The 17,294-nt window shown below is 72.1% G+C and carries 11 protein-coding genes; 7 read left to right on the top strand and 4 right to left on the bottom strand.

From position 1 onward, the window contains the following. Positions 1–7 precede the first annotated feature (7 nt). Genes HQM25_RS10830 through miaA form a run of 3 tightly spaced genes read left to right on the top strand, consistent with a single transcriptional unit; the run spans position 8 to position 3,183 of the window. A complete protein-coding gene (locus HQM25_RS10830) occupies positions 8–640 on the top strand; it encodes a regulatory protein RecX (protein ID WP_172990238.1) in 633 nt (210 codons plus the stop codon). A 50-nt stretch (positions 641–690) separates the two neighbouring features. After that, positions 691–2,253 (top strand): tRNA (N6-isopentenyl adenosine(37)-C2)-methylthiotransferase MiaB, encoded by a 1,563-nt coding sequence (gene miaB / locus HQM25_RS10825; RefSeq protein WP_172990237.1) that lies wholly within the window; start codon positions 691–693, stop codon positions 2,251–2,253. A gap of 9 nt (positions 2,254–2,262) precedes the next feature. Further along, entirely contained in the window at positions 2,263–3,183 is a 921-nt protein-coding gene (miaA, locus tag HQM25_RS10820) for a tRNA (adenosine(37)-N6)-dimethylallyltransferase MiaA (RefSeq protein ID WP_172990236.1), read from the top strand. A 114-nt stretch (positions 3,184–3,297) separates the two neighbouring features. Here the strand turns inward: miaA and HQM25_RS10815 are convergent, their stop codons facing one another. Beyond that, complete coding sequence (locus tag HQM25_RS10815; protein WP_172990235.1) at positions 3,298–7,059, bottom strand: S8 family serine peptidase; 3,762 nt, start codon at positions 7,057–7,059, stop codon at positions 3,298–3,300. Positions 7,060–7,191: 132 nt separating this feature from the next. On the opposite strand from HQM25_RS10815, the gene dapF reads away from it, so the two are divergent. Further along, entirely contained in the window at positions 7,192–8,064 is an 873-nt protein-coding gene (gene dapF, locus HQM25_RS10810) for a diaminopimelate epimerase (RefSeq protein ID WP_172990234.1), read from the top strand. 66 nt (positions 8,065–8,130) lie between these two features. Here dapF and HQM25_RS10805 read toward each other — a convergent pair whose 3' ends face one another. Next, positions 8,131–8,772 (bottom strand): class I SAM-dependent methyltransferase, encoded by a 642-nt coding sequence (locus HQM25_RS10805; RefSeq protein WP_172991627.1) that lies wholly within the window; start codon positions 8,770–8,772, stop codon positions 8,131–8,133. A 69-nt stretch (positions 8,773–8,841) separates the two neighbouring features. Here HQM25_RS10805 and hflX point away from each other — a divergent pair, with 69 nt between their 5' ends. Next, positions 8,842–10,374, top strand: coding sequence for a GTPase HflX (hflX, locus tag HQM25_RS10800; protein ID WP_172990233.1), 1,533 nt, complete (start codon positions 8,842–8,844; stop codon positions 10,372–10,374). Between the two features lie 21 nt (positions 10,375–10,395). Here hflX and HQM25_RS10795 read toward each other — a convergent pair whose 3' ends face one another. Then, positions 10,396–12,318: a S9 family peptidase gene (locus tag HQM25_RS10795; RefSeq protein WP_172990232.1), complete on the bottom strand. Its 1,923-nt coding sequence runs from the start codon at positions 12,316–12,318 to the stop codon at positions 10,396–10,398. A gap of 225 nt (positions 12,319–12,543) precedes the next feature. Here HQM25_RS10795 and HQM25_RS10790 point away from each other — a divergent pair, with 225 nt between their 5' ends. Continuing rightward, positions 12,544–13,512: a methylenetetrahydrofolate reductase gene (locus HQM25_RS10790; protein WP_172990231.1), complete on the top strand. Its 969-nt coding sequence runs from the start codon at positions 12,544–12,546 to the stop codon at positions 13,510–13,512. After that, positions 13,509–15,845 carry a 5-methyltetrahydropteroyltriglutamate--homocysteine S-methyltransferase gene (metE, locus tag HQM25_RS10785; protein ID WP_172990230.1) on the top strand — a complete coding sequence of 779 codons (2,337 nt, stop codon included), beginning with the start codon at positions 13,509–13,511 and terminating at the stop codon, positions 15,843–15,845. Before HQM25_RS10790 ends, metE begins: the two co-directional genes overlap by 4 nt. Here the strand turns inward: metE and HQM25_RS10780 are convergent. Continuing rightward, positions 15,842–17,263: a hypothetical protein gene (locus tag HQM25_RS10780; protein ID WP_172990229.1), complete on the bottom strand. Its 1,422-nt coding sequence runs from the start codon at positions 17,261–17,263 to the stop codon at positions 15,842–15,844. The two genes, metE and HQM25_RS10780, sit on opposite strands and share 4 nt — an antisense overlap. Positions 17,264–17,294 lie beyond the last annotated feature (31 nt).

Raw genomic sequence — 17,294 nt, 5'->3', positions numbered from 1 at the left:
TCCCGCTATGGTGCACTTCGTCGAGGATGACGGGGGCGACGACCTCGCCCCCGTGATCCCGCTCTTCGGTTCCGCGTCGCGCGGGGTGCGTCGACCGGGCCACGAGCACGACGACGAGCCGTTCGACGGCCCTGATGCAGATGCGTGCGCCGACGTCGAGGCGGAGATCGCCGAGACGACGCTCCTGCGGAGACTCCGCACGCGTCAGCTCTCCGTCAAGGAGGCGCGTGCCGTCGTGTCGGAGCGCGACCTCGACGCGGCGTCGGTCGATCACGTGATCGCCCGGTTCGTGGATCTGCGATATCTCGACGACACCGCACTGGCCGAGCAGCTCGTGCACGTCGGCCTCGATCGCAAGGGACAGGGGCGCAAGGCGATCGCACAGACGCTCGCCCAGCGCGGGATCCCGCGCGAGGTCGCCGACGAGGCGATCGCCTCCCTTCCCGACGACGACGCCGAGCGCGCCCTCGAGTTCGCGCGCACGAAGGTGCGTCAGCTCGACCGCGTCGACGACGACACCGCGCTGCGCAGGCTCGTCGGCCAGCTCGCACGTCGCGGGTACCCGGGGCCGGTGGCGATGGATGCCGCCCGCGCGGCGCTGAAGGAGCAGCGCAGCGGGGGCGGGGTGCGCTTTCGCTGAAGCGGCGGTTCAGCCGGCATCCACCCTGCGGCTCGTAGAATGGGCCCATCATGTCGTCGACCCCATCCGCTTCCCCGACGTTCATCGCGCCCTCTGAGGCCGCGATCGACGCCGACGGCCGTGCGCGCACCTACGAGGTGCGCACGTTCGGCTGCCAGATGAACGTGCACGACTCCGAGCGACTGTCCGGCTCTCTGGAGAGCGCCGGCTACGTGCGGGCGGAGGCCGGCGAGGAGGCCGACGTCGTCGTCATCAACACGTGCGCTGTTCGCGACAACGCCGCGGGCAAGCTGTACGGCACGCTCGGACATCTCAAATCCCGCAAGGACAAGCACAAGGGCATGCAGATCGCCGTCGGCGGCTGCCTGGCGCAGATGGACAAGGACGCGGTCCAGCAGAAGGCGCCGTGGGTCGACGTCGTGTTCGGCACTCACAACATGGGGTCGCTCCCGAGCCTGCTCGAACGCGCCCGCCACAACGGGGAGGCCGAGCTCGAGATCCTCGAGTCCCTCGAGATCTTCCCCTCGACCTTGCCCACCAAGCGCGACAGCATCTACAGCGGCTGGGTGTCGATCTCGGTCGGCTGCAACAACACGTGCACCTTCTGCATCGTGCCGCACCTGCGCGGCAAGGAGAAGGACCGTCGCCCGGGCGACATCCTCAACGAGATCCGGCTGCTCGTCGACGACGGAGCGATGGAGGTCACCCTCCTCGGGCAGAACGTCAACTCCTACGGTGTGGAGTTCGGCGACCGCCAGGCCTTCGGCAAGCTGCTGCGCGCGGCGGGGGAGATCCCCGGCCTCGAGCGCATCCGCTTCACGAGCCCGCACCCCGCCGCCTTCACCGACGACGTGATCGACGCGATGGCGGAGACCCCTGCCGTCATGCCGCAGCTGCACATGCCACTGCAGTCCGGCAGCGATCGCATCCTCAAGGCGATGCGCCGCTCATACCGGAGCGACAAGTTCCTGGGCATCCTCGACCGCGTGCGCGATCGCATCCCGCACGCCGCGATCTCCACGGACATCATCGTCGGGTTCCCCGGCGAGACCGACGAGGACTTCGAAGAGACGATGCGCGTCGTGGAGCAGGCCCGCTTCGCGAGCGCGTTCACCTTCCAGTACTCGATCCGCGAGGGCACGCCGGCGGCCACCATGCCCGACCAGGTGCCCAAGCACGTCGTGCAGGAGCGGTACGAGCGCCTCGTGGCACTCCAGGAGCGCATCTGCCTGGAGGAGAACCAGGCGCAGCTCGGTCGCGAGCTTCAGGTGCTGGTCTCCACCGGCGAGGGCAAGAAGGACGCGGAGACGCACCGCCTCACCGGTCGTGCCGAAGACAACCGGCTCGTGCACTTCGAGGTGCCGGCGGGGTCGGCCGTGCCGCGGCCGGGCGACATCGTCTCGGTGGTGGTCACGCACGCCGCTCCGTTCCATCTCCTCGCCGATTCCACCGACGGGGCGCCCCTGCGCATCCGGCGCACCCGCTCCGGAGACGCGTGGGACCGCAGCCAGGCGGAGTCCTGCGGCGTCCCGGCGCCCGCGCCGGCGGCGGTGGGCGCCGACGGCCGACGCATGGTGGGTCTGGGCATCCCCACGCTCCGCAGCGACTCCTGAGTCCGCGCGATGACGCACGACCACCGACTGTGGGTGATCGTCGGGGCGACAGGTACCGGCAAGACCGCCCTGTCGCTCGATCTCGCTGAGCAGCTGATCGCGCGCGGCGTCCCGGCCGAGATCGTCAACGCCGACGCCATGCAGCTGTACCGGGGCATGGACATCGGCACCGCGAAGCTGCCCGAGAGCGAGCGGCGCGGCATCCCGCATCATCTGTTCGACGCCCTCGACATCGTCGACGAGGCGGCGGTCGCGTGGTACCAGCAGACGGCGCGCGAGACGATCACCGCGATCCACGACCGGGGCGCCGACGCCATCCTCGTCGGCGGATCGGGCCTGTACGTCTCGAGCGTCGTCTTCGACTTCCGCTTCCCGCCGCATGACGACCGGCTCCGTGCCGAGCTCGAGGCCGAACTCGAGGAGCACGGTCCCGGGGTGCTGTACGCCCGGCTGCGAGAAGCCGACCCCGCAACCGCGACGCGGGTGGATCCGAAGAACGGCAGGCGCATCGTGCGCGCGCTCGAGGTGCTCGCGCAGGGCGAGCGCACCCACGGCGCGTCCCTGCCCGATGCCCCGGTGCTCTGGCACAACCCGACGCGGATCGTCGGGGTGCACGTGGACCGTGCAGAGCTGGTCTCCCGCCTCGATGCGCGGGTGGAGGGGATGTGGGCGGCGGGGCTCATCGACGAGGTCGCGGCGCTGCGCGAGCGGGGTCTCGAGGAGGGCATCACCGCACGCCGAGCGATCGGCTACGCCCAAGGTCTCGCGCAGCTGGACAGGGCGCTCACCGAAGCCGAGGCGATCGCACAGACCCAGGCGCTCACCCGTCGCTACGCGCGGCGTCAGGTCTCGTGGTTCAAGCGGTACCCCGACATCGCCTGGGTGGCGCCCCAAGCTGACGCCGGCACGCTGATCCCGACCGCCTCCTGACACCTCGGGTCGCGGCATCCCGCTGACGCTGCCGGATCGGTCGGATGCCGACCCCCGCACGACGAAGAGGCGCCCCCGACCGAAGTCGGGGGCGCCTCTCTCCGCGGGTCGGGCTCAGCGCGCGCGGACCTGGTACGAGCGCACCATGGTCTGCTCCACCGTCGAGCCGTCTTGAGCCGTCATGACCGTGCGCAGGTGCACGTAGGCTCCCGCGGGCAGGGTGGCGGGCACCGTGGCGCTCCACGTGCCGTCGGCGTTCGCGCTCACCGGCAGGTCGGTCCAGCCGGTGACGCCCGCGACGGTCGTGGCCGTGCCCGTGGCGTACTGGAGGGTGACCGACGACAGATCGGCGCGCTCATCGGTGGCATCCGACATCGCGCTCAGCACGATCTCGGCAGCGGTGCCCTCCGGGACGCGGTTGGTGAGCTCCATCGGGATCTCCACCACCGGCAGGAGCAGCCCCTGAGCGCCCTGATCGGCGCGGTCGGTCTCGAACGTCCAGTTGGTGAGGAACGCGAGTCCGAGCGTCTCGGTCGTCGAGAGGCGACGCGTGAACGTCTTCTCGATGCGCACCTGCGCGGCCTCCGACGGCACCGTGTACGTGCCGGTGGGGGTGATCGGCGCCAGCACGCCGTCGACCCACACGCGTCGCGTCGCCGTGTCCGAGAACGCCAGTCCGACCGAGTCGTGGCCGGCGGCGTCATTCCACACCGACATCGACATGCGGAGGTCGTTCAGGTCGCGATCGACCAGCGCGGTGCCGTAGGTGTTGCCGCCGGAGCCGAGCGGGGTCCGGAACCACGACGTGGGCGCCGTCGAGCCGGGCGTATAGGCGCGCGGACCTTCGAACGAGGCGGCGCTGGCGAGGTTCGTCGTCATACGCGTGATCGTCGTCCACGGCACGTCGGGGGACGCGGTGTAGTACTCCACACGCTCCAGCGGAGCCTGCACGGGCAGCATGGTGCCGCTCGCGTAGACCGACGGCGCGCCGGGCAGTTCGAGCGCCAGGTCCGAGTACCACGTACGGGAGTCGAGCCCCTGCGAGTAGTACTGCGTGGGCACGGTGGCGAGGTCCCTGTCCTTCACGCGCTGAATGCCCGTCGGGATCTTCGCGTCCATGACGCTCGCGAGGTTGTAGACGAACGGGCTCTTGCTCGCGGCCGATCCCTTCCAGCTCATCGTCACCGGACCGGCGGCGAGCTCCGCCTGCAGTGCGCGCGCGTCGGCGGCGGTGATCGAGGCCATCGGCATCGACACCCCCGTGCCGCTGAGGTAGATGCGACCCTCGGTGCTGGTGGAGTAGGCGAGCACGCCCACGGCACCGCGGTTGCGCAGCTGCTGGTTCCACAGCACCGGGTTGCCGCCCTGCACAGCCGGGTTCGCATCGATGAGCAGCAGCTTGCCCGCGACGTCGGCGGCCTGGAGGTTCGCCGCCGTGCCCGCGCCGATGTGCAGCAGCGGTGCCGAGCCGACGCCGTCGAACTCGGGTGCGTTCGCGACCGCCAGGTCGTCGACCGTGTGTCCGCCCGAGGAGGTCAGCGCGACTCCGGGGGCCACGAGGCGGGCGGTGGCCGAGAAGGTGAACGCGCCGTCCACGCTGCCCGGGGTCGTGTACAGGTGCTTCACGTACGACGGGATGGTCGTGAGCACACCGGTCTTGACGCGTCCGTCGGTGGTGAGGCCGTACGTGTAGCCGAGCGAGAAGCCGCGGGGCTCGGCCGCCTTGTCGGCCTTGAACGCCAGCTCGCTCGCCTCGCGGGCGTCGAGGACGATCGTCGTGGGTCCGGCGATCTTCACGCTGCGCTTGAAGACGAGGCTGACCGAATCCACCTGACCCTGGTTGCCCGCCGCGTCGCGCGTCATGAGCATGCCGGCGACGTCGTAGACGCCGTGCGGCAGCGCCAGGGTGAGGCTGCCGTTGCCGGTGGTGTAGCGCGAACCGGTGCCGCGGCGGGTGTCGATCATCTGGAACGACGAGACCGAGTCGGGGCCATCACCCAGGCGGTTCTTGGTGATGACGGTGACCGGGGAGGTCGGGACCTGCATATGCACCGAGAACGGCACGGTGACCACGACATCGCCGGCGCCGGTTCCGACCAGGCGGCCGGTGACGGTGCCGTAGTCATTCGGGTCGAGCGCGACGCTGGGGTCGATCACGACGGGAACGTCGACGGAGCCGCCGGCGGGAACCACCAGGCGCTTCTGCTTGATCCCGAGCGTGAACATCGTAGGCGGCACGCTGCTGCCGTCGTCGCCGAACGCGTGGAGTGCGAGATCGAGCGTCACGTCGGCGTCCGACGTGTTGGTGAGCGCGATGCTGCGGGTCGTGGCGGCGAGGTTCCGCTGCGGGTACGCGAACGAGGCAAGCTGCCTGTTCGGCACGCCCTGCACCGGCTGCGCGACGGCCCGCGCGACGTCCATCGGCCCCGCGCCCTGCTCGAGCACGGATGCCTCGGTGTGCGCCGCCGACGATGTGAGCACGCGCTTGAGCTCGGCCGGGGTCAGGTCGGGGTTCGCCTGCAGCACGATCGCGGCGCCGCCCGCGACGTGCGGCGTGGCCATCGAGGTGCCGGAGTACGCGGCGTAGGCGAGCTCGTCGCTGCCACCCGCCCGGGCGGCGACGACGTCGACGCCCTGCGAGGCGATGTCGGGCTTGGCCGCGGTTCCGCCGACGGCCGGGCCGCGGCTGGAGAACGACGCGGTCGCGTTGTCGCGGTCGACGGCCCCGACGGTCAGGGCCGACGGTGCGCAGCCCGGGGTGGACACCTGGCCGCGGAGGCCTTCGTTGCCGGCGGCGATGACGAACAGCGCGCTATCCGACAGCGCTTCGACGAGGTTCACGTCGGGCCCGACGCACGAGGTGGAGCTGGAGTTGCCGAGCGACATCGACACGATGTCCGCGCCGGAGTCGACGGCCCACTGCATGCCCTGCAGGATCCACGAGGTCAGTCCGCTGCCGTCGTCGGCGAGCACCTTGCCCACGAGCAGGTCGGCGCCGGGCGCGACGCCGGCGTACACGCCGTCCGAGGCGACCCCGGTGCCGGCGACGGTCGAGCCCACGTGGGTCCCGTGGCCGTTGCGGTCCTGGATGGTCTGGCCGCTGTAGGTGACGAACGAGCGGCTCTGCGCGACACGGCCGGTGAGGTCGGCGTGCTGCTGGTCGAAGCCGGTGTCGAGCACGGCGACCGTGACGCCCGAGCCGTCGAAGCCGAGCTCGTGGGCGACCGTGGCACCGGTCAGCGGAACGGTCGGCTCGAGGCCGTCGAGCAGGGAGGCGCCCTCGACCTTGGCGTCGAGCCAGATGTGCTCCACGCCCGCGCCCGAACGCGCTCCGGCTGCGGGCTGGAGGGCGGCCCACGCGGCGGCGGCGCGCGACTTGCTGATCGACAGGGCGTCGGCGTCGATGGCGTCGAGCTCGGCGGTCACGAGCGCGCCCTTGACGGCGGCACGTGCGGCGGTGCCGTCGGCGTACTCCACGATGACCGGGAGGCTGTCCATCGAGGCGTCGTCGAAGCCGTCCGCCCACAGTCCGGCGATGTCGAACAGTCGCGGGTCGAGGGTGCCGTCCTCGACGAGCGCCTGGACGTCGGCGGGGACGACGTAGGTGCTGTCGCCGTCGATCCACGTCGACCACAGCTCCTCCCCGTCCGTGCTCTCGAGGCGGGGAGCCGTCAGGGCTCCGTCGACGGTGACGTAGGCGTGCACGACATCGCCCGTGACGAGCGTGAAGCTCACCGGCTGGGCAGTGGGGTCGATGCCGGTGGGGGTGCTCGCCGGCACCTCCGCGGCCATGGCGGCCGGGGCGATGGCGGAGCACAGAAGCGCGGTGACGGCCAGGGCCGTCCCGCTGCGGATCGCGCGCGGGCGGGGGAACATGGGATCTCCATTCGGTCGGTCTCATGATCGACGCCGTCGGGGTCCCGCGCCGTCCATCTGCGTGACGAATGCATGCCATGGCGTGAACCCGCCACGCGGAGCGCTGCGGGCGGACGCCCATAGACTGAAGGGATGCCGCAGACGATCGCGTTCACCAAGGGCCACGGCACGGGAAACGACTTCGTGATCGTCCCTGACCCCGACGGAGCGCTCGACCTCTCCGACGATCAGGTCGCGGTGCTCTGCGACCGGCGCTTCGGCATCGGCGGCGACGGCATCCTGCGGGTGGTGCGCGCGGGCAGCATCGACGACGGGGCCGACGCCGCGGCGTCCGGGGTCGAATGGTTCATGGACTACCGCAACGCCGACGGCTCTCAGGCCGAGATGTGCGGCAACGGCGTGCGGGTGTTCGTCCGCTACCTGGTCGACGTCGGCTGGGCGGAGGTGGATGCCGCGCCGCTGCGCATCGGCACGCGCGCCGGTGTCAAGACGGTGACCCGCAGCGATCTCGGCTTCGAAGTCGACCTCGGCACCTGGCGGGTGGAGGCCGATGATGTGCTCGTGCGCACGCGCGGTGGGGGAGCGCCCCGCCCCGGTGTCGGCATCGACGTCGGCAACCCCCACGTCGTGGTGGCCCTGCCCGACGACCGCGAGCTCGAGGGGCTCGATCTGGCCGCCCAGCCTCAGCTGCACCCGGAGCCGCCGGCGGGAGCGAACATCGAATTCGTCGTGCCGGCCGACCCGCTGGTGCACGAGGGTGTGGGCCGCATCCGCATGCGGGTGTTCGAGCGCGGCGTGGGGGAGACCCTCAGCTGCGGCACCGGCGTCGCTGCGGCCGCCCTCGCGGTGCGTCACTGGGCGGGATCGGCCGCGCCCGACCGCTGGAGCGTCGACGTTCCCGGCGGCACCCTCGGGGTGCGGATGCCGGAGGTCGGCGCAGAGCGGCACGTGCTGCTCTCGGGCCCCGCGACCCTCGTCTACTCGGGCGAGGTCACCCTCGCCTGAACCCCGGATCCCCGCACGGGCACGGACATGCGCGCGGTCGCGTGGGGAGTCCGGGTGGAGCGGACGCTACGGCAGGTCGATCGGGCCGCTCGGCGGCGATCCGTGCCGGCGCACGCGCAGCACGCGGAACCCGCGACCGGTCGCGGCGCGATGCACGCTGTACCCGTTCTCGAACGTTCCCGCCATCCAGCGCTGGAGGGAGTCCGAGCCGAGATTGCGCTGCACGACCAGCCAGGCGTCGGACCTCTCGTCGAGTCGGGGGATCCAGCGCTCGAGCAGACTGTGCAGCTCGCTCTTGCCGACCCGGATCGGCGGATTGGAGCGGATCGTGCGGAACGAGATCCCGTCGGGAACATCCTCGGGTAACGACGCGTTGATGTTCGACAGGCCCAGATCCTCCGCGTTGCGGCGAACCAGATCGAGTGCCCGCTCATTCACATCGACAGCCCAGATCGTCGCGTGCGGCGATTCCATCGCCAGCGTCAATGCGATCGGTCCCCAGCCGCAGCCGAGATCGAGAAGGTGACCTCCCGGCGGCGGGGCCGGCGCGTTGGCCAGGAGCACCCCGGTGCCGTGGTCGACGTGGTCGGGGCTGAACACGCCCCGCGCGGTCGTCACCTCGAGGTCTCGCCCGGCCAACGCGACGCGGACGCGTCGCAGATTCTCGGCGCTGGCGGGGGACGCGCTGAAGTAGTGGTCGCTCCCCATGGCGTTGAGCGTAGCGGAGGAGCCCCGCATCGCGGGAGGCTAGAATTCACCGATGCCCGAAAGGAACGCATGACCGACACCACGACACCCCACAGCACCGACGAGACGCCGATCGACCCGGTGGATCGGGTGCTCGCGCGAGCCGACGGGCGTTCCGGGGTGCGGGTCAGCGTCTTCTCCGAGGGTGGCGCCGCACAGGCGCTGCAGGACACGACGACGGCCGCCGGCGGCGATGCCGACGGCGAGCAGTGGGACCGCGAAGAGCGTGCCGCGCTGCGGCGCGTGCCGGGTCTTTCCACCGAGCTCGAGGACGTCACCGAGGTCGAGTACCGGCAGCTGCGACTCGAGAACGTGGTGCTGGTGGGCGTGCACCCGCAGGGTGAGACCGAGAACGCCGAGAACTCGCTGCGCGAGCTCGCCGCGCTCTCGGAGACCGCCGGGGCGGTCGTGCTCGACGGTGTGCTCCAGCGTCGGCCGCATCCGGATCCGGCGACGTACGTCGGCCGCGGAAAGGCCGAGGAGCTGCGCGACATCGTCGCCGCCGTCGGCGCCGACACCGTGATCGCCGACACCGAGCTCGCGCCCAGCCAGCGCCGTGCGCTCGAAGACGTGGTGAAGGTCAAGGTCATCGACCGCACCACCGTCATCCTCGATATCTTCAGCCAGCACGCGAAGAGCCGCGAGGGCAAGGCCCAGGTCGAGCTCGCGCAGCTCGAATACCTTCTGCCGCGCCTGCGCGGCTGGGGTGACTCGATGAGCCGTCAGGCCGGTGGCCAGGTCGGCGCCGGCGGCGCGGGCATGGGCTCGCGCGGTCCCGGTGAGACGAAGATCGAGCTCGACCGTCGTCGCATCCGCACCCGCATGGCGATGCTGCGCCGTCAGATCCGAGATTTCGCTCCCGCCCGCGACGCCAAGCGCGCCGAGCGCAAGCGCAACACGATCCCGTCCGTCGCGATCGCCGGCTACACGAACGCCGGCAAGTCGAGCCTGCTCAACCGGCTCACCAGCGCCGGGGTGCTCGTCGAGAACGCGCTGTTCGCGACGCTGGATGCCACGGTGCGGCGCACCCAGACGGCGGACGGCCGGGTCTTCACCCTCACCGACACCGTCGGCTTCGTGCGCAACCTCCCGCACCAGCTGGTGGAGGCGTTCCGCTCGACGCTCGAGGAGGTCGGCCAGGCCGACGTCATCGTGCACGTCGTCGACGGCTCGCACCCCGACCCCGCGGCCCAGCTGGCGACGGTGCGCGATGTCATCGGCGATGTCGGAGCCCGCGAGATCCCCGAGATCGTCGTCTTCAACAAGGCGGACCTGGTCGACGACGACACGCGACTGCTGCTGCGCGGTCTGGTGCCCGGTGCGCTGTTCGTGTCGTCGCGCACGGGCGAGGGGATCGCGCAGCTGCGCGAGCTGGTCGAGGAGACGCTCCCTCTTCCCGCCGTCGAACTGCGCGTGCTCGTGCCCTACGACCGCGGCGACCTCGTCTCGGCGGTGCACGAGCAGGGCATCATCGTGTCGCAGTCGCACGAGGAGAGCGGCACGGAGATCCACGCGCACGTCTCGGCGCACCTCGCTGCGCGTCTGTCGCGCTACGCGCTCTGAGCGCCCGGCGAGGCGCCCGCCCTACACCGAGGCGAGGTCGACCGAACCGGCCGGGGTGAACCCGAGGATGCTCCCCAGGAACGCGATCTCCGCCTCCAGGGTCTGCACGACGGTGTCGGCGCGGCGGAAGCCGTGGCCCTCGCCCTCGAACGCGAGGTATCGGTGCGCGACGCCGTTCGCGGCGAGGGCGTCGCGCACCGCCTCGGACTGCGAGGGCGGCACGACGAGGTCGTCGAGGCCCTGTTCGAGGAGCATCGGCGTCTGCAGACTCTCCAGTCGCGACAGCGGTGAGCGTTCGATGTACCGATGCTCGGCCTCGGGGAGCGGCCCCACCATGCTGTCGAGATACCGCGCTTCGAAGTCGTGCGTGTCGGCGGCGAGGCGGCGGAGGTCGGCCACGCCGTACCGGCTGATGCCGGCCGCGAAGACGTCGGACCGGGTGACCGCGCACAGCACCGTCCAGCCGCCGGCCGAGCCGCCCGCAATGGCCAGACGTGCGGGATCGGCGTGGCCGGCGGCGGCCGCACCGCGGGCCACAGCGATCACGTCGTCCACGTCGACAACCCCCCACTGACCCCGCAGCCGCTCGCGGTAGGCGCGCCCGTACCCGGTCGAGCCGCCGTAGTTCACATCGAGCACGCCGATTCCGCGGCTGGTGAAGTAGGCGATCCTCGCGCTGGCGGCCGGTCCCACCTTGCCGGTGGGCCCGCCGTGCACGAAGAGGATGTAGGGCGGGCGCTCGTCGTCGGGGCCGACCACGTCGGGATTGGTCGGCGGGTACCGGAACGCGTGGACGACACCATGGGGGCCGTCGTAGCGTTCGGACTGCGGGCGTGGCATCCACTCGCGTCCCCACGGGGCACGGCCGCCCGCGACCTCGACGAGCACGTCGGGCCGATCGGCGTCGAGCACCCAGAGCCCGGCGGACACCTCGGCGCCCGATCCTGTCACCAGCACCCGGGAGCCGGAGGCGTCCTCGATGTTCACATCCGAGGTGAGAGGTGTCGACACGGGTGCGACCGCGCCGGTGGCGGCATCCACGATCGCGATCTCATCGGCGCCGTCGGTGCGCACCGCGACGATGCGGCCGCCGGAGATCGGCGTGTGCCACCGCAGTCCGAGCCCCCACAGCGCGCCGCCGGTGTCGGCGTCGGCGGGGGCGACCGGGCGGCGGGCGAGATCGGCCGACAGGTGCACGCGCCAGAGGTTCCAGCGTCCGGTCGGGTCGTCGACGACCAGGAGGTCGTCGGGGCCGAGCCAGGCGGGCTGCAGCGGCGCCGTCTCGGCCGCGCCGCCGCCGACGACGGTGGTCCATTCGATGACGGTGCCTTCTTCGAGCCGGCCCACCCGCACCTCGGTGCGGTCCCACGGCATGTGGGGGTGATCCCAGGCCACCCAGGCGAGATGCGTGGCTCCGGGGGAGAGGGCGGGCTGCGCGAGGAAGACGCTGTCGGCGACCAGCTCGGTCACCCGCGATGTCTCGCCGAGCCCCACCGACACGAGCGCGCGACGGGGAACGGGGCCGTCGCCGTGCACCTCCTGCACCGCGATGAGCGTGCCCTGCTGCCAGGTGAGCCCGCCGTAGCGCGTGTCGTCGGCGGGCGGGGTGAGGGCGCGGGGTGCGTCGCCGGGGCGCATCGCGTAGATGCGCTGGTCGGACTTCTCCACGAACAGCAGCGTGCCGTCGTCGGTCGCGGTCCAGGCGCCGCCGCCGTATTCGTGCACGCGAGAACGTGCGCTCCACGGCATCGGCAGCACCTCGGCGGCAGGAGCGTCGCCCTCGCGCCGCCGCACGGTCGTCCGTCCGCCCTCGTGCGGCACGGTCTCGCCCCACCACACCTCGTCACCCACGAAGCGGGCGCCCTCGATGCGAGGCGACGATGCGGCGACGTCGGCTGCGGACAGCGGAGAGGGCCAGGAACCATAGGGCGACGCCGATGACATGGCTCCACGCTACGCCGCCCGCCGACGACGCAACACATCGTCATACGCGGTGCGGGCGGCCCCCGCACCCCGCTACCGTGGAGCCATCGTCGCCCGGTCATCGATCGGGCAGGAGCGACAGCCGAGCCCGGCACCCGCCCGCGATGCACTTGCGCCGACCGGCCCGCCGGTTGCGCGCGGTCCGCGGCCGTCCGGCCTCCCGTCCCTCTCCGTCGAAAGCACGACATGACGATCGATCTCAGTGCACCCCCTGTGCCCATCTCGTTCGAGGTGTATCCGCCGCGCTCGGAGTCCGGAATGGTCGCCCTGCACGAGACCATCGCGCGGCTGGCCGCGGTCGGGCCGCGTTTCATCTCCGTCACCTACGGGGCGGGCGGATCGACGGGCGGGCGCTCGCTGGAGCTGCTGCGGCACATCCTCCACGAGACGCACGTCACCCCGCTCGCGCACCTCACCTGCGTGGGCAGCACGTACGCGGCCGCGACGGCGCTGATCCGGGAGTTCCTGGATGCCGGGATCACGAGCTTCCTCGCCCTGCGCGGCGATCCGCCCGCCGGCGTGTCGGAGGACGAGGTCTTCCTCGGCGATCTCGAGTCCGCCGCCCAGCTCGTGCAGCTGATCGACCGCGTTCAGGCCGAGCGCGCACCGTACTCCGAGACGGCCATCCCCGGTGTCCCCGACGCGGTGCGCGTGGGGCGGCGTCCGCGCGCCGACATCGCGGTGGCCGCCTTCCCCAACGGCCACCCGCGCTCCCGCTACCCGACGGAGCACATCGACGCGCTCCTGGCCAAGCAGGCCGCCGGTGCGACCATGGCGATCACGCAGCTGTTCTTCCACGCCGATGACTACCTCTCCTTCGTCCAGCGTGCGCGGGCGGCCGGGGTCGGCATCCCGATCCTGCCCGGCATCATGCCGATCACCTCGCCCTCGCGGCTGCGGCGGGTGCTCGAGCTCTCGGGCGAGCAGCTGCCGGGTGAGCTGGCGGTGGCCCTCGAGGTGGAGACGACCGCCGAGGGACAGCGCGCGGTGGGCATCGCCCATGCCGCCGGCCTCGCCCGCGACGTGCTCGCCGGGGGCGCGCCCGGGGTGCACCTCTACGCCTTCAACAACCACGACACGGTGCTCGCCACGCTCGGTGCGGCGGGCCTTCTCTCCGACCCTCGTCCCACCGCTGCTCAGGAGGCAGAACGATGACCGCTCCCCGCCCGTCCTTCCCGTCCGGCACGATCCTCGGCTATCCGCGCATCGGCCCGAACCGCGAGCTCAAGCGCGCCGTCGAGGCGCACTGGTCGGGAACCCTCGACGCGACCGGCCTCGAAGAGGCCGCGTCGCGACTGCGCCGCGCCACCCGCGAGCGCCTGATCGCCCTCGGTCTGGGCGGGACGGATTCGTCGATCCCCGAGTCGTTCTCCTTCTACGACCAGGTGCTGGATGCCGCCCTGAGCGTGGGCGCGCTGCCCGAGCGCTTCGCGCACCGCCGGGAGCCCGACGGCACCATCGGGTCGGCGGCGATGTTCGCGGCGGCGCGCGGCGAGGGCGACGCCGCCCCGCTCGAGATGACCAAGTGGTTCGACACCAACTACCACTACCTCGTGCCGGAGATCGGGCCCGAGACGGTGTTCGCCCTCTCCAACGACCGCTTCGCGCGACAGGTCGCCGAGGCGAAGGCCGACGGCGTCTCGGTGCGCCCCGTGCTGGTCGGGCCGGTCACCCTCCTGGCGCTGGCGAAGGCGACGGATGCCGCGCCGGCCGGCTTCGACCCGCTGACGCGTCTGGGCGACGTGGTGGCGGCCTATCGCGACCTGCTCCGCGCGCTGCGGGCGGCGGGCGCCGAATGGGTGCAGCTGGACGAGCCGGCGCTGGTGAGCGAGAGCCTGCCCGCCGGGCCCGGCGCGCTCGCCGCTGCCGCGGACCGGGCCTACGCGGAGCTGGGCGGCCACGCGGACCGGCCCGCGATCCTCGTCTCCGCCGGCTACGCGCAGCTGTCGCCCGAGGGCTGGCGCGCGCTGGCCGCGGCGCCCATCGAGGCGATCGCCCTCGACCTCACGCGCGGCGATGTGCCCGAGCAGGTGGCCGGCCTCGAGGGGAAGACCCTCGTCGGCGGCGTGATCGACGGGCGCAACATCTGGCGCGGCGACCTCGACCTCGCCTGGCAGAAGCTCGAGCGCCTGTCGGCGCGGGGTGCGGCATCCATCGCCGTCGGCACCTCGACGTCGCTGCAGCACGTTCCGCACGACGTCAGCGGTGAGACCGACCTCGATCCGCGACTGGTGACCTGGCTCGCGTTCGCCGACCAGAAGACGGAGCAGGTCGTCACGCTCGCCCGCGGACTGCGCGACGGGCGCGACGCCATCGCTCTCGAGCTCGCGGCGGCGGCCGCCGCGCTCGCGGACCGCGCGAGCGCTCCGGGGGTGCATGACGGAGCGGTGCGTCCGCGCACCGCGTCGCTCGCTGCGGCCGACTTCGCGCGCACCGACTACGAGACCCGCGCGCAGGCGCAGGATGCGGCGCTGGGGCTCCCGGTGCTGCCGACCACGACGATCGGCTCGTTCCCCCAGACCGGGGACATCCGGCGCGCCCGCGCGCGCTTCTCCCGCGGCGAGCTCGCCGCCGACCAGTACGACAGCTTCCTCCGCGACGAGATCGCCCGCGTCGTGGCGCTGCAGGAGGACCTCGGTCTCGACGTGCTCGTGCACGGCGAGGCGGAGCGCAACGACATGGTGCAGTACTTCGCGGAGAACCTCGACGGCTTCGCGGTCACCCGCAACGGGTGGGTCCAGTCCTACGGCTCGCGCGCGACGCGTCCGTCCATCCTGTGGGGCGACGTGTCGCGGCCCGCGCCGATCACCGTCGGCTGGTCGACCTACGCGCAGTCACTGACAGACAAGCCCATGAAGGGCATGCTCACCGGTCCGGTCACGATCCTCGCGTGGTCGTTCGTGCGCGACGACCAGGCGCTGGCCGAGACCGCGAACCAGGTGGCCCTCGCGCTGCGCGACGAGCTCGCCGATCTCGAGGCCGCCGGCATCGGCGTGATCCAGGTCGATGAGCCGGCGCTGCGGGAGCTCCTCCCGCTGAAGCGGGCGGACCAGCCGGCTTACCTGGCGTGGTCGGTCGACTCCTTCCGGCTGGCGACTTCGGGTGTGTCGCCGCAGACGCAGGTGCACACCCACCTGTGCTATTCGGAGTTCGACGTGGTGATCGACGCCATCGCCGCCCTCGACGCGGATGTCACCTCCATCGAGGCGGCCCGCAGCCGCGGCGAGGTGATCGGCGACATCGCGCGCTCGGGATTCGCCGCGGGGGTCGGCCCCGGCGTCTACGACATCCACTCGCCGCGGGTGCCGTCCGTCGACGAGGTCGGGGCCCTGCTCGACCGCGCGGTGGCCGATCTGCCGCTGCGCCGCGTCTGGGTCAATCCCGACTGCGGGCTCAAGACGCGTGGCTACGACGAGACCGTGGCCTCGCTGCGCAACCTCGTGACCGCCGCGCGGGCCGGTCGCGAGAAGGTGGGCGCGCCGGTCTAGGTCGCCGCCGTCTCCCGGTCGGATGCCGCGGCCTCGGGTTCGCCCGGATCCGCGGCGTCCGACCGCTCGTCGGGGCGTCGCTGCAGCAGTTCGGTGACCCACCACGCGAGGAGCCACACGACCAGCACGAGGAACACGTCGCCGAGCGAGAGGGGACGCAGCAGCAGCAGCCACACGACCCCCAGCACACCGAGCGCGATGCGCACGAGCAGTCGCTGGGCGTAGAGCCAGGCGCCGACGGAGCTGGTGTCGACGCCGCGTCGCTGCGCCGCGCCGCGCAGGCCCGCGTTCACCGAGGCGACCGCCGCGCGCGATGCGCGGGCCCCGCGCCAGCGGCCCGACATCCACGCGATCACCGCGATGATCGCGCCGATGAGCATCAGGACGACCGCCGTGTCGCGCATGGCGTTCGTGATCTGGTCGTACACCGACGCCAGGGCGGACGCCGAGACGCCGAGGGCGGGCGCGCTCAGCTGCAGCACACTGCCGGCGATGGCCAGGCCCACGGCCAGCACGGCACTGCCCAGGGCGATCCCGACCCCGGTTCCGAGCACCGCGGTCGACCGGCGCCGGGCGATCAGGATGCCGACGAGGAACAGGGCGAGGGCCACCACCGGGAGCCACCACCCGACGGCGACCGCGATGTTGTAGACCGTCCCCACGACGATGAGCGCGTCGCTCTGGGCCACCACGATGGTGCGGTCGATGACGGGGATCGACGAGGCGAAGCCGACGCCGCTGTCGACGAGACGCTGTTTGACCTCTTCGATGACGGGAGCGAGCTGGATGCCGAGCTCGCCGTCGGCGCCGATGACGACGGCCCCTTCGGCGGTGCCGCCGGCTGCCACCGCCGCGAGCGATCGATGGCTGGCGCGAAGTGCCGTCTCCCAGACGTCGGAGAACGCGTCGGACTGCACGAGGCGGATGACGGTGGTGTCCACGAGCCCCTGCAGGCCCTGAGCGGCCGGTGCGCGCAGCAGGTCGAGCGCCGCCAGCGCCCGCGGGGGCAGGTCGAGGTTCTGCAGGCCGTCGAAGAGGTCGTCGGTGATCCCCTCGAGGTCGAGCGATTCGTCGATGGCGGCCGTCACCTGATCGGCCACGAGCATCTGCACGTCGGCATCGTCGGCCAGCGGCGCGAACGTCTCGATGAAGCGCGTCTCGTCGACGAGCTCCACCCGTGCCCACGCGGCGACGATCGACACCGGCACCAGGATCGTGGCGATCACGATGCACAGCGCTGACAGGAACGCGCGCCAGCGCCCGCGGGGCCGCTCCGCGGGCGGCGCGGGTGCGAGGTCGGGGAGAACGGCGGTGCTCTGGGTGGCGCGCAGTCGGTCGTTCTCGGCCTCGAGTTCGGCGAGGCGGGCGCGCAGCGCCTGCGCGTCGGGGTCGACGGGGGGCCCGGCATCGGCAGTCATGACTCCCCTTATAGCGGGTCGCGGCGACCCG

This window comes from Microbacterium hominis (assembly GCF_013282805.1).
Lineage (GTDB): Bacteria > Actinomycetota > Actinomycetes > Actinomycetales > Microbacteriaceae > Microbacterium > Microbacterium hominis_B.
The sequence above is the reverse complement of the archived record's forward strand: the minus strand, read 5'-3'. Positions and strand labels throughout refer to the sequence as shown.